Source organism: bacterium (genome assembly GCA_020440705.1).
In the GTDB taxonomy this organism is placed as follows: Bacteria; Krumholzibacteriota; Krumholzibacteriia; order LZORAL124-64-63; family LZORAL124-64-63; genus JAGRNP01.
Window position 1 is genome coordinate 1 of record JAGRNP010000121.1, and the last position, 11651, is coordinate 11651.

At 71.8% G+C, this 11651-nt stretch carries 13 protein-coding genes and 1 tRNA gene; all 14 read right to left on the minus strand.

The features are described 5' to 3' along the window. The coding region (locus KDM41_14765; GenBank protein MCB1184689.1) for a hypothetical protein at positions 1-570 on the minus strand (570 nt) is incomplete at its 3' end. Positions 571-582: 12 nt separating this feature from the next. Then, positions 583-1170: a CvpA family protein gene (locus KDM41_14770; GenBank protein ID MCB1184690.1), complete on the minus strand. Its 588-nt coding sequence runs from the start codon at positions 1168-1170 to the stop codon at positions 583-585. 1 nt (position 1171) lies between these two features. Next, positions 1172-1627: a GatB/YqeY domain-containing protein gene (locus KDM41_14775; GenBank protein MCB1184691.1), complete on the minus strand. Its 456-nt coding sequence runs from the start codon at positions 1625-1627 to the stop codon at positions 1172-1174. A gap of 68 nt (positions 1628-1695) precedes the next feature. Continuing rightward, complete coding sequence (locus tag KDM41_14780; protein MCB1184692.1) at positions 1696-2466, minus strand: 16S rRNA (uracil(1498)-N(3))-methyltransferase; 771 nt, start codon at positions 2464-2466, stop codon at positions 1696-1698. Positions 2467-2513: 47 nt separating this feature from the next. After that, a complete protein-coding gene (gene dnaJ, locus KDM41_14785; GenBank protein MCB1184693.1) occupies positions 2514-3638 on the minus strand; it encodes a molecular chaperone DnaJ in 1125 nt (374 codons plus the stop codon). A 79-nt stretch (positions 3639-3717) separates the two neighbouring features. Further along, the gene (locus KDM41_14790; protein MCB1184694.1) at positions 3718-4332 is read right to left on the minus strand and encodes a nucleotide exchange factor GrpE; all 615 of its coding nucleotides are present in this window, start codon (positions 4330-4332) and stop codon (positions 3718-3720) included. 59 nt (positions 4333-4391) lie between these two features. Continuing rightward, positions 4392-5444 carry a heat-inducible transcription repressor HrcA gene (gene hrcA, locus KDM41_14795; GenBank protein ID MCB1184695.1) on the minus strand — a complete coding sequence of 351 codons (1053 nt, stop codon included), beginning with the start codon at positions 5442-5444 and terminating at the stop codon, positions 4392-4394. A gap of 50 nt (positions 5445-5494) precedes the next feature. After that, on the minus strand, positions 5495-6658 hold the full coding sequence (locus KDM41_14800) for a coproporphyrinogen III oxidase family protein (GenBank protein MCB1184696.1): 1164 nt from the start codon (positions 6656-6658) through the stop codon (positions 5495-5497). After that, entirely contained in the window at positions 6655-7476 is an 822-nt protein-coding gene (lepB, locus tag KDM41_14805) for a signal peptidase I (GenBank protein ID MCB1184697.1), read from the minus strand. The genes KDM41_14800 and lepB overlap by 4 nt, the downstream gene beginning before the upstream one ends. 12 nt (positions 7477-7488) lie before the next feature. Then, complete coding sequence (gene lepA, locus KDM41_14810; GenBank protein ID MCB1184698.1) at positions 7489-9294, minus strand: translation elongation factor 4; 1806 nt, start codon at positions 9292-9294, stop codon at positions 7489-7491. Positions 9295-9407: 113 nt separating this feature from the next. Further along, complete coding sequence (locus KDM41_14815; protein ID MCB1184699.1) at positions 9408-10061, minus strand: hypothetical protein; 654 nt, start codon at positions 10059-10061, stop codon at positions 9408-9410. Further along, positions 10058-10978 carry a hypothetical protein gene (locus KDM41_14820; protein MCB1184700.1) on the minus strand — a complete coding sequence of 307 codons (921 nt, stop codon included), beginning with the start codon at positions 10976-10978 and terminating at the stop codon, positions 10058-10060. Before KDM41_14820 ends, KDM41_14815 begins: the two co-directional genes overlap by 4 nt. A 20-nt stretch (positions 10979-10998) precedes the next feature. Continuing rightward, positions 10999-11096 (minus strand) — tRNA-Sec (locus tag KDM41_14825). Positions 11097-11131: 35 nt separating this feature from the next. Next, positions 11132-11515, minus strand: a complete 384-nt coding sequence (locus KDM41_14830) for a RidA family protein (protein ID MCB1184701.1) — start codon at positions 11513-11515, stop codon at positions 11132-11134. Positions 11516-11651 lie beyond the last annotated feature (136 nt).

Genomic DNA, 11651 nt, shown 5'->3' on the forward strand with positions numbered 1-11651 from the left:
CATGGCCTGCCCCACCTCGCTGCGCACGGCCCGCTCCTGGCCGGCCACGGCCCGGCGCAACCGCGCCAACAGGGGGCTCGCCCCGTCGACGATGCGGCCGTCCGGGTCGAGGGCGCGTCCGATGGCACCGACCAGCCCGTCGAAGGTGGCCATCTGGACCGCCGCCTCGCCCCAGCGCGGGCACGCCTCGCGACGGGCGAGGAACCAGCGTCGCAGGTCGTCGAGCTCGCGCGCCACGGCCGCCACGTGGACCAGGTCCGGCCCCTCCAGGCGCACCGGTGGGGGACGGCGGATCAGCGCGAGGGCGCCGGAGACATCGACCAGGGGCGGGCCGTCGGCGTCGGCGAGGGCCCGGGCCACCTCGTCGGCCAGTTCGTGCGCCAGGGCGACGGAGACGGGGCTGGCGAAGGGCCGGCGCGCGCGGACAGCATCGGCGGCCAGGGGATTGCGGCAGTGGGCGGCCACCTGGGCGGTGATCCGCTCCCATTCCAGCAGGCGGACCGAGCGCGCGTCCAGGACGACGCGGTCGTCGCGCCGGGCCGATTCGAAGCGTGCGAGCAGGGAGATCATGGCGGGCTTTCGTCAGCGGCCGAGGGCGTCGTCGGCCTTCTCCTTGACCTTGTCCCGGGCCGCGTCGGCCTTCTCGCGGGCCTGGTCGAGGGAGCGGTCCCAGACGGCGTCGACGTCGCTGCCGGCCAGACGCCGCACCTGCTCGTAGACGCTCGGCGCGGCATAGAAGATGAAGCGGCCGACGGCCGTGCGGTCGCAGGAATTCTGGACCTCCACGCCGCCCGGCACCGAACTGACGGCCACGAGCAGCACGCTGGCCACGAGGGTGCCGAGGGCCATGCCCACCACGGCGCCGCCCCAGCGGTCGAGCCAGCCCAGCACCGTCAGGCGCACCATCCGGCTGAGGAACGAGGCGAGCAGACGGCTGAGGATCAGGCCGGCGAAGAAGAGCACCGCCCAGGTGATCAGCAGCGCCGGGCCCTCGCCCACGCCGGTCCGGGCCTCGACCCACGGCACGACCGAGGTCGCGAAGCGGGCGGTCAGCACGAGGGTCACGAAGACGCCGGCGATCTCCAGCACGCGCTTGACCACGCCGTCCTTGAAGCCGAGGATGCCGAAGAAGAGGATGACCGCGAAGGCGATGATGACGGGCGCGCTCACGTCAGCCCACCAGTGCCTTCTTGACCAGGGCGCTCACCTTGCCGCCGTCGGCGCGGCCCGCGGTCTTCGGCATGAGGGCCTTCATCACCTTGCCCATGTCCTGGGGCCCGGCGGCCCCGGTCTCGGCGATGGCCTCCTGGACGGCGGCCGCGATCTCCGCGTCGGACATCTGCCCGGGCAGGAACTCCTCGACGATGCCCATCTCGGCCTCGGCGGCGGCCTTCAGGTCGTCGCGGCCGCCGTCGCCGTAGCTGCGGATCTGGTCCTTCACCTTCTTGCCGTAGCTGGCGAGCACCTTGATGACGGCCTCGTCGTCGAGCTCGGTGCGGGTGTCGACCTCGACCTGCTTGAGGGCCGACTGCAGCATGCGCAGCACGCCGAGGCGCTCCTTGTTCTTCGCTTTCATGGCGACGACGACCTCGGACTGGATGCGGCTGGCGATCTCACTCTTGGCCATGGCGTTCGTTCCTTTGCGGGATGGTTGGGCGGATCCGGTGCTCATGAAAGACCGGCTGCGCGGACGTGTCAAGCCTCGGCCGCGGTCCAGGCCTGACGCAGGGTCTGCAGGGCGGTCAGGCCCGCGGCGGCGGCGGTCTCGGCGCGCAGCACGTGCGGACCGAGGGTCACCGGTCGGCCGGCGGCGTCCAGGAGCGCCAGTTCGGCGGGCGACCAGCCTCCCTCCGGCCCCACGCAGAAGACCAGCTCCGCCGGGGTGTCGGCCGGCGGCGCGGCCAGCAGATCGCGCCACGGCACCACGCGCCCGGCGGGCATCTCCCAGGGGGCGGCACCGAAGAGCAGCACCCCCCCCGCGAGTCCGGGCAGGGCCTCGGCCAGGGGGCACGGGGCCGCCAGGTCGGGCAGCCAGCTGCGGCCGCACTGCTTGAGGGCCGACTTCATGATCGTCACCCAGCGTTCGCGCTTGCCCTCGCGCGGGTCGATGACCCCGTGCTCGCAGCGCAGCGGCACGAGGCGGTGCGCCCCCAGTTCGACCGCCTTCTCCACCGCCCACTCGAAACGCTTGCCCTTGACCACCGCGACGGCGAGCACCAGGCGCGGCGCCGCCGCCTCGGCCGGATCGTCGGCCACCGCGGTGATGCGCACCCGCACCCGCCGGCCGTCGCGCCCGTCGGGCACGGCCTCCAGGCGGTGGCCCCGGCCGTCGACCAGGTGCAGCGTCGTGTCGCGGCCGCCGCGCAGGACGGTGCTCAGGTGATGGCTCTCGTCGCGGTCCAGGACGACCGTGTCGCCCGGACCCGGCAGCCCCGCATCGGCGGTGTCGAGGTAGAAATGGCGCAAAGTCGCGCTCCTCTGCGGACGACGGTCCGGTGGATCGTCCGGCGGGCTCAGTCGTAGAGGTGGCGGCCCGGCGCCGGCGCCTTGGCCGCGAGCTCGTCGCGCACCGCTTCGAGCTTCTGCCGGAGATCCTTGTCGAGGTCCTCGGGCGTCCAGGCCAGGACCCGGACCAGCTGGTCGCCGGTGCCCGGACGGTTCACGTGGGGAATGCCCTTCTTCCGCATGCGGAAGATCTTGTGGCTCTGGGTGCCGGCCGGGATCTTCAGGGCCACCTTCCCGTCGAGGGTCGGCACCTGCACCTTCGTGCCGAGCATGAGGTCGACCGGCGACAGGGGCAGGTCGATGAGCAGGTCGTCGCCGTGGCGGGCGAAGAGCGCGTGCTCGGCCACCTCGAAGACGACGCGCAGGTGGCCGGCCGGCGACCCGTTGTCCCCCACGTCGCCCTTGCCCTGCAGCTCCATGTAGTTGCCCGTGCTCACGCCCGCCGGCACCTTGATCTCGAGCTGCTCCTCGCCGCGGATCGTGCCGGTGCCGCGGCAGGTGCCGCACGGGTCCTGCACCACGCTGCCCTGGCCGTGGCAGTGGGGGCAGACGCCCTCGGTCACCATCTGGCCCAGCAGCGACTGGCGCACCTGGCGCACGCGGCCCTGGCCCCGGCAGTGGGAACAGGTCACGGGCCGCGAGCCGGCCTTGGCCCCGGTCCCCGCACAGTCGCCGCAGGCCACGTTCTTGTTCAGCTTGACGGTCTTCTTGGCCCCGACCGCGGCCTCCTCGAGGGTGACCTTGAGCTTCAGCTGCAGGTTGCGGCCGCGCCGCTGGGCAGCACCCCCGCCCCCGCCGCCGCCGAAGATGTCGCCCATGCCGAAGTTGCGCAGGAAACTCTCGAGGGCGTCGTTCAGATCGACGTTGAAGCCCTGCCCGCCGAAGCCCTGGCCGCCGAAGCCCTGCCCGCCACCCATGTGGCCGAACTGGTCGTACTGGGCGCGCTTCTGCTCGTCCTTCAGCACCTCGTAGGCCTCGGTGGCCTCGCGGAACTTCTCCGCCGCCGAGGGGTCGTCCGGATTCTTGTCCGGATGGAACTGGATCGCCTTGCCGCGATAGGCTTTCTTGATCTCGGCCGTGGACGCGTCCTTCGCCACGCCGAGCACCTCGTAGTAGTCCCGCTTGCTGCTCATGTGCCCTTCCCGTGTTCGCGATGGCGGCGTCCGGTCCTTCCGGACGTGCCGCGCCGGACGTGTCCGCCCGGCAGCCCCGTCACGCGGAGATGATGACCCGCGCCGGCCGCAGGACCAGCTCCCCGAAGCGGTAGCCCTGCTGGGCGACCTCGATCACGACGCCCGGCTCGACGCCCTCGCGCTCGAACTGGCCCACCGCCTCGTGCACGTTGGGGTCGAAGGCCGCCGCCAGCGCCTCGATGGGCTCGACGCCCTGGTCCTTCAGGACCCCGCGGAGGCGCTGGTGGATGAGTTCCACTCCCTCGCGGAACGGATCCGGCGTGCCAGTATCCGCGTCGCCCGGGACCGATTGCAAGGCCCTTTCGAAGTTGTCGACGACCTCGAGGAACGCGCGCAGGATGTCGGCCTGGGCGAAGCGGCGCCCCTGGACCAGGTCGCGGCTGGCGCGCTTGCGCACGTTGTCCAGCTCGGCCACGGTGCGCAGCCACTTGTCCTTGAACTCGTCGCGCTCGGCCGCGAGGACCGCCACCGGATCGGGCGCCTCCTCCTCCGGCCCGGCCGGCGCGACATCGTCGGCGCCGGCGGCGGCCGGCGCGTCGGCGGTCGCGGCGCTCTCCGCCGCTGCGGCCGTGGACTCCTCGCCCGCGGCGGCGGCCGCGGCTTCCTCGTGCTTCTTCTTCGACGACTTGCTCATCTTGCGGTCCTTTGTGCGGATGTCCGCCGTGCGCCGTGCCGGCGCGGCGGGGTTGCGGTTCAGCTGACGCGCGCGAGGGCGTCGCGCAGGATATCGATGCCGTGGAAGACCCGCTGGTACGACATGCGGCGCGGGCCGATGACGGCGAGCAGCCCCGGCCGGCCGTCCAGCTCGAAGGCGCCGGTGAGCACGGAGAACGAGCGCAGGTCGCCGATGGGGTTCTCGCCCCCGATCCACACGCCCACCTCGTCGCCCGGGCGCCCCACGGCCTCGCGCAGGGTGCGGCTGATGCGGTCGGGCGCCTCCATGAAGCGCAGCAGCGCCTGCAGCGAACAGGTCTCCTGCAGCTCAGGCACCGCCAGCACCCGGCCGACGCCGTCGACGCCGACATCCTCGGAAACGGCCGCCGTGAGCAGCTCGCGACCCGCGCGCGCCATGTGGCCGGCGCAGGCCGAGACCGGCGTCGGCACCAGGTCGACGCGGTCGAGCAGGCCGCCGCGGATCTCGGCCAGGGTGCGGCCGGCGATGCGCTCGTTCAGCTCGCGCACCGCCTCGGCGAGCACCGTGCGGGCGACGCCGTCCGGCAGGTCCACCAGGCCGGTGCGCACCTGGGCCGTGTCGAGGATCACGACCATCAGGCCGCGGTCGCTCGCCTTCGGATACACCTCGACCCGCTCGACCCGCGCCGCCAGCCGCGACGGGCCCACGATGACGCTGATGTTCTCGGACAGGCGGCTGAGGAGCCCGGCCAGGGCCTTCCAGCGGTCCTGGCGACCGAGGCTGTCGCGGATGTCGCGCTGGGCCACGGCCCGCAGCTCGGCCGGCGCCTCGTGGCGACGCAGGGCCCAGCCCGCCCGCAAGCGGTCGACGAAGACCCGAAAGCCGGCATCAGTGGGCAGACGCCCCGCCGAGGTGTGGGGCTGCTCCAGGAACCCGGTGTCTTCCAGCCGCTTCATCTCGGCGCGGATGGTCGCCGACGACACCGCCCGCTGCAGCGAGCGCTCGACCAGGCCCGAACTGACGGGCCGGCCGGTCTCGATGTGCAGCCGCACGACCGCCTCGAGGATCTCTAGCCGGCGGCGGTCCAGGCCTGATGTCGTTTCGCGTCGCAACGTGTCGTTTCCCCTGTTTCCCGGGCGTCCGGACGGTTTGCGGGGCCTAATTAACCAAGGGGGTCCGGCAGTGTCAACCCCGCCAGGCGCTCCTCGATGGTGTCCAGGCGCAGGAAGCCGGTGCCGGTGAGGGCCAGCCGCCCCTGTCGGACCCGCCACAGCCCCTCGGCCTCGCCGCGCGCCAGATCCAGTGCCCCGGGCGGGAGCCCGTCGATCCGCACGCCCTCCGCGGTGCGCAGGGCCAGGATCAGCCGCTCGAGCCGCAGCGCCGGCCGGTCCAGTTCGTCGATCGACCCGGCGGGCAACCGACCCGCCTCGAGCGCCGCCAGCCACGTGGGCAGGTCGTCGGGGTTGGCGTAGCGCCGGCGGCCCCAGTAGCCGTGGGCCCCGGGCCCCAGCGCCAGCCAGGGCCGGTGCCGCCAGTAGTTGCGGTTGTGCCGCGACTCGGCCCCGGGCCGCGCGAAGTTGGCCACCTCGTACTGGACGATGCCATGCCCGGCAAGGTGTTCGATCACCGCCAGGTAGAGGCGCTCGGTGGCCGCGTCCGGCAGCAGGCGCACCTCGCCCCGGGCCAGGCGCCGCTCCAGCCGGGTGCCCGGATGCACCTCCAGGATGTACACCGAGAAGTGCTCCACCCCCAGGGCCACCGCCTCGTCCAGCTCGGCCAGCAGCCGCTCGCGCACGAGACCGGGCCCGATGATCCAGTCGGCCGAGACCCGCGGAAAACGCGCGCAGGCCAGGGCCAGGGCGTGCCGGGCCGTGGTCGGGTCGCAGGCGCGGCCCAGCAGGCGCAGCACCTCGGCGTCGAGGCTCTGCACCCCCAGGCTGACGCGCGTCACGCCGGCGGCGAGCCAGGCGTCGACCACGTCCGGGGTGAGCGTCTCGGGATTGGCCTCGGCGGTGAGCTCGAAATCGTCGGTGCGGGGCCAGCCGGCGAGCACGTCGGCGAGCAGGGTGGTCATCAGGTCGGGCTCGAGCTGCGAGGGCGTGCCGCCGCCGAGATAGCAGGTGGCCAGGGGACGGCGCGCCGCCGCGAGCACGCCGCACGCCTCGCGGCGCAGGTCCAGCTCGCGCCGCACCGCCGCGACGTAGCGTGCGCGCAGCTCGGCGCCGTGTTCGGCGGTGCGGGCGAAGTGGCAATAGGAGCAGATCGAACCGCAGAAGGGCACGTGGACGTACAGCCCCCACGCCCCGGGCGCGGCCCCGCCGGTCATCGGATCAGGTCGCCGATCCGATCGAAGCGCACGCGCTTGCGCTCGCCGTCCCAGGACCAGTAGAGGAAGATGGCCTTGCCCTTGATGAGCTTCTTGTCGAGCGGCCCCCAGTAGCGGGAGTCGAGACTGTTGTACCGGTTGTCGCCCATCATGAAGATGTGGCCCGCGGGCACCACGAAGGGGTTCGGCATGCCCGGCCAGGGCCAGCTGCGGTTGCGCGGCTGGCGCACGTACGAGGCCTGGTCGTGCTTGGCGCGCGGCGCGGGGCACGCCTCCGGGTCGGTCCAGTTGGGCACGCAGCTGTGGTCGCCGTCGCGCTCGCCGAAGTTGCTCTCGTAGATCTCGCCGTTGACGTAGAGCACGCCCTCGTCCACCGCCACCGTGTCGCCCTCGACGGCCACGCAGCGCTTGATGTAGTCGAGGTTCTTGTCCTCGGGGAAGGCGAAGACGATGATGTCGCCCTGCCGCGGCTCGCGGATGGCCGGCAGGTGCAGCACCGGCAGGTCCTTGACGATGGTCCAGTTCAGCAGGCGCACGCGCTCGGGCGTCTTGATGCCGTAGATGAACTTGTTCACCATGAGCCAGTCGCCGATCTGCAGCGTCTCGAGCATGGAGCCCGTGGGGATCCGGAAGGGCTGGACGAGGGTCTGGCGCAGCAGCAGCGCGATGACCAGGGCGATGCCGATGGACTTGGCGTAGTCCTTCACCGTGGCCACCAGCCCCGTCGGCTTCGCGGCGACCCGGCCCTGGCCGCCGGCGCTCCCGTCGGCCGGCGCGGCGGCGGGGTCCTGGTCCTTCTTGCGGTTCTTCTTGCCCATCTCGGTTCTCCGTCAGCGTTCGACCTTGAGCACGGCCAGGAAGGCCTCCTGGGGGATCTCCACCGACCCCACCTGCTTCATGCGCTTCTTGCCCTCTTTCTGCTTCTCGAGCAGCTTCCGCTTGCGCGTGATGTCGCCGCCGTAGCACTTGGCGGTCACGTTCTTGCGGAACGCCTGCACCGTGGTGCGGGCCAGCACCCGGGTGCCCACCGCGGCCTGGATCGCCACGGCGAACATCTGCCGCGGGATCAGTTCCTTCAGCTTCTGGCACAGCTTCAGGCCCCAGCTGTAGGCGTTGTCCCGGTGCACGATGCAGGTCAGGGCGTCGACCATGTCCCCGTTGATGAGGATGTCCAGCCGGATCAGGTCGTCGGCCTGGTGCCGGACGTACTCGTAGTCGAGGGAGGCGTAGCCCTTGGTCACGGACTTCAGCGTGTCGTAGTAGTCGACCACCAGCTCGTTCAGAGGCAGGTCGAACTCGATGTTCACGCGCTCGGTGTCCAGGTACTCCATCTTCGTCTGCACGCCGCGGCGGTCGAGGCTGATCTTGATCACGGCCCCCACGTAGTCCTTCGGCGTGATCACCGAGGCCCGCACGATCGGCTCGCGGATCTTGTCGATGAACTTGACGTCCGGCAGCAGGGCGGGGTTCTCGCACAGCTGCACCGTGCCGTCCTTCAGCAGCACCTCGTACTCCACGTTGGGCAGGGTGGCGATGAGCGTCAGGTCGTACTCGCGCTCTAGGCGCTCCTGGATGATCTCCATGTGGAGCAGGCCCAGGAAGCCGCAGCGGAAGCCGAAGCCCAGGGCGGCGCTCGTCTCCTTCTCCCAGGTGAGGGAGGCGTCGTTCATCTGCAGCTTCTGCAGGGCGTCGAGCAGGTCGTCGTACTGGTCGTTGTCGGTGGGGTAGAGCCCGGAGAAGACCATGGGCTTGGCCTCCTCGTAGCCGGGCCAGGGCTCGGCGCAGGGGTTCTCCACCAGGGTCACGGTGTCGCCCACCCGCACGTGGCGCACGTCCTTGGCGCCGGTGGCGATGTAGCCCACCTCGCCGGCCGTGAGCTCCTTCTGGGCGATGCGGTCCATGCGGAACCAGCCGATCTCGCCCACCTCGAAGCGCTTCTCGTTGCCGAAGAACTGGATGCGCTCGCCCTTGCGGATCGTGCCCTCGAAGAGCCGCACGTAGGCCACGGCCCCCACGTAGGGGTCGAAGATCGAGTCGAAGATGAGGCCCTTGGGGGGCGCCGCCGGATCGCCCTTGGGCGCCGGCACGCGATCGACGATGGCAGCCAGGAGCTTGTCGATGCCCTGGCCCGTCTTGGCGCTGCAGAGGACGACCTCCTCGGGGTCGCACCCGATCAGGTCGATGAACTGCTCCATGACGAACTCGGGGCGGGCCGCCGGCAGGTCGATCTTGTTGATGACCGGGATGATCTCCAGGTCGTGCTCGAGCGCCAGGTAGAGGTTGTTGATGGTCTGGGCCTGCACGCCCTGCACGGCGTCGACCACCAGCAGCGCCCCCTCGCAGGCGGCCAGGCTGCGGCTCACCTCGTAGTGGAAGTCGACGTGCCCCGGCGTGTCGATGAGGTTCAGCGTGTGCGGCCCGTGGCCGGGGACCTCGTACTGCATGCGGATCGGGTGGCTCTTGATGGTGATGCCGCGCTCCCGCTCGAGGTCCATGGAGTCGAGGGTCTGCTCCTGCAGCTGCTTCCCCGAGAGCGTCCCGGTGTGCTCGAGCAGGCGATCGGCCAGGGTGCTCTTCCCGTGGTCGATGTGGGCGATGATGCAGAAGTTGCGCGTCGTCTCGCGGGAGAAGCCCATGGCCGGATGTCACCGCCTTGCCGCTCGGGTGGCGCGCCGGACGCCGGGTCCGGATCGCGGGTATACCAAAACGTTCGGCCGGAAGCGACCGAACGACGGCCCAAAGATACCCCTCAGAACGTCTTTCGCCACTGAAAAACGGTGACCACGGGGCCGTCGCCCTGGCCGGGCACCGCATCGGCGACGGGGCCGAAGGTGTCGTCCCAGCGGTCGGGCACGGGTACGGGGTCCTGGTCGAAGTCGAAGAGGTGGGCCCCCACGTAGGCGTCCAGGGCGATGATCAGCAGGGTGCCGCCGCTCCACCAGGCGAAGTCGCGCATCTGCTCCCAGCTCTCGTCGGCGATGTCCCGGTAGCGGTCGCGGTTGGGGTCGTCGACGGGCAGTCCCTCGCTGTAGTCGCGCGCCCGGACCGCCTGCCGGTCGCGGGACAGCATGTGGGTCCAGAAGTACATCTGGGTACCGAAGCCCAGGGCCGCCTTCCAGCTGTTGCGGGAGTAGAGTTGGCCCCAGCCGGGGAAGAGCGGCGTCATGACCACCGCGGCGGTGGGGCTGATCCCCGTGTCCCAGAGGTCCACCGGCGCCACCGCCACCGCCGCCGGGTTGGGCCGCGGCGTGTCGTCGGCCAGCAGCGAATCGGCGGCCGCCGCCCAGCCCGTCGTGTCCGTCAGGGCGGCCGCCGGGACGGCCGTCTCCGCCGGCTGGCCCGCCGCCGTCGTCGCCGCCAGCAGCGGCAGGCCGAGCAGCAGGATCGACACGAAACGGATCATGGCGCGGGCATCCTCCGGACCAGCAGCTTCTCCGGGAGCACGCGCACCCGGTGGGTTCCGGCGGGCAGGACGTCCGGCTCGCCGTCGAGATGGTACGCGACCGGCCGGTCGGCGACCAAGGTGATTTCGGGGCCCCGCACCACCTGCAGGGCCGGATGGTCGAGCCGCCCGCCGCCGGCGGCCTTCGGCAGCAGGCGCATGGCCGCCAGGGGCGGCAGCGGCGCGATCAGGGCGGCGTCGAGCAGGCCGTCGTCCCACGCCGCGTCGGGGGCGAAGCGGAAGCCACCTCCGGTGAAGGGGCCGTTGCAGATCTCCGCCAGCAGGCAGGGACCGTCCACGGTGACCGGCGCGGCGCCCCCCACCCGCCACGTGACCGGCTGCCCCCGGTAGCCCAGCAGGGTCTTCGCCGCGGCCAGGGTGTACCGGTAGCGGCCCAGCCAGCGCCAGTAACCGGCGGCGGCGCCCGACACCAGGCCGCTGGCGAGCAACCCGCACGAGTTCACGAAGACCATGTCGTTCAGGGCGGCCACATCGACGGGCCGATCGTGGCCGGCGGCGATGGCCGCCACCGTCGCCGCCGGCGTCGGGCAGCCGATCCCGGCGGCGAAGTCGTTGCCGCTGCCGGACGGCAACACGGCCAGGGCGCACGGGGTTCCCACGAGACCCGCGGCCACCTCGTGCACGGTGCCGTCGCCCCCCACCGCCACGACGAGGTCGCCGCCGGCGGCGGCCCAGGCGCGGGCCAGTTCGGTGGCGTGGCCCGGCCCCCGCGTGGGACCGGGCTCGACGTGATCGCCCAGGGGGCGCACCAGCGCGACGGCCTCGGCCGCGGTCACGCGACCGCGTCCCGGGCCGGAATGCGGATTGGCCACGACGAGGGCGCGCCGGAATGCGGAGGGACGGGCGGGGCCGGACATGGGACTCCCCGGGGAAGAGGTGGCGGGAATGTGTGGGAATCGAACCCACCTCGGACGGTAAACGCGCCCGACAAAAGGATTTGAAGTCCCCGGCCGTCACCAGACGACACTCATTCCCGCCCGGGCTGGGGGCGGCGCGGGGCCCGCCGCCGTCTAGCTACGATAGGCCACCATCTCGATTTCCACCAGCACATCCTTGGGCAAACGCGACACCTCGACCACGCTGCGCGCGGGCGGCTCGGCGGGGAAGAAATCCCGGTACACCTCGTTGATGTTGGCGAACTGCCCCATGTCGCGGATGAAGATGGTGGCCTTGACCACGTCGCTCAGGGCGTAGCCGCCCGCGGCCAGGATCGCCTCGGCGTTCTGCAGCGCCTGCAGGGTCTGGCTCGCGGCGTCGTCGCCCACGATCTCCATGGTCACGGGATCGAGGGGGATCTGCCCGGCGGTGAACAGGAATCCGTCGACGACGTTCGCCTGGCTGTAGGGGCCGATGGCGGCCGGAGCCTTGTCGGTCTGGATGATCTTGCGGGCCATGGTCGGTTCCTCTCCTTTGGGGTCCTGGCGGATGGTAGACGATCGGGGGGGTGGCGGCCAGAGGGATGTCGCCGGGGGGCGCGGCGGGCCCCGGCCGGCGGCCGGGGTCCGCCTCCTTCCTCGCCGACTTCGGCCA

What these genes read in the sequence shown, in the direction of transcription:
- KDM41_14800 (MCB1184696.1), bottom strand. Translation starts at nt 6,658, where the DNA reads ATGACCGGCGGGGCCGCGCCCGGGGCGTGGGGGCTGTACGTCCACGTG.
- KDM41_14820 (MCB1184700.1), bottom strand. Translation starts at nt 10,978, where the DNA reads ATGTCCGGCCCCGCCCGTCCCTCCGCATTCCGGCGCGCCCTCGTCGTG.
- KDM41_14790 (MCB1184694.1), bottom strand. Translation starts at nt 4,332, where the DNA reads ATGAGCAAGTCGTCGAAGAAGAAGCACGAGGAAGCCGCGGCCGCCGCC.
- KDM41_14815 (MCB1184699.1), bottom strand. Translation starts at nt 10,061, where the DNA reads ATGATCCGTTTCGTGTCGATCCTGCTGCTCGGCCTGCCGCTGCTGGCG.
- KDM41_14775 (MCB1184691.1), bottom strand. Translation starts at nt 1,627, where the DNA reads ATGGCCAAGAGTGAGATCGCCAGCCGCATCCAGTCCGAGGTCGTCGTC.
- KDM41_14830 (MCB1184701.1), bottom strand. Translation starts at nt 11,515, where the DNA reads ATGGCCCGCAAGATCATCCAGACCGACAAGGCTCCGGCCGCCATCGGC.
- lepB (MCB1184697.1), bottom strand. Translation starts at nt 7,476, where the DNA reads ATGGGCAAGAAGAACCGCAAGAAGGACCAGGACCCCGCCGCCGCGCCG.
- dnaJ (MCB1184693.1), bottom strand. Translation starts at nt 3,638, where the DNA reads ATGAGCAGCAAGCGGGACTACTACGAGGTGCTCGGCGTGGCGAAGGAC.
- lepA (MCB1184698.1), bottom strand. Translation starts at nt 9,294, where the DNA reads ATGGGCTTCTCCCGCGAGACGACGCGCAACTTCTGCATCATCGCCCAC.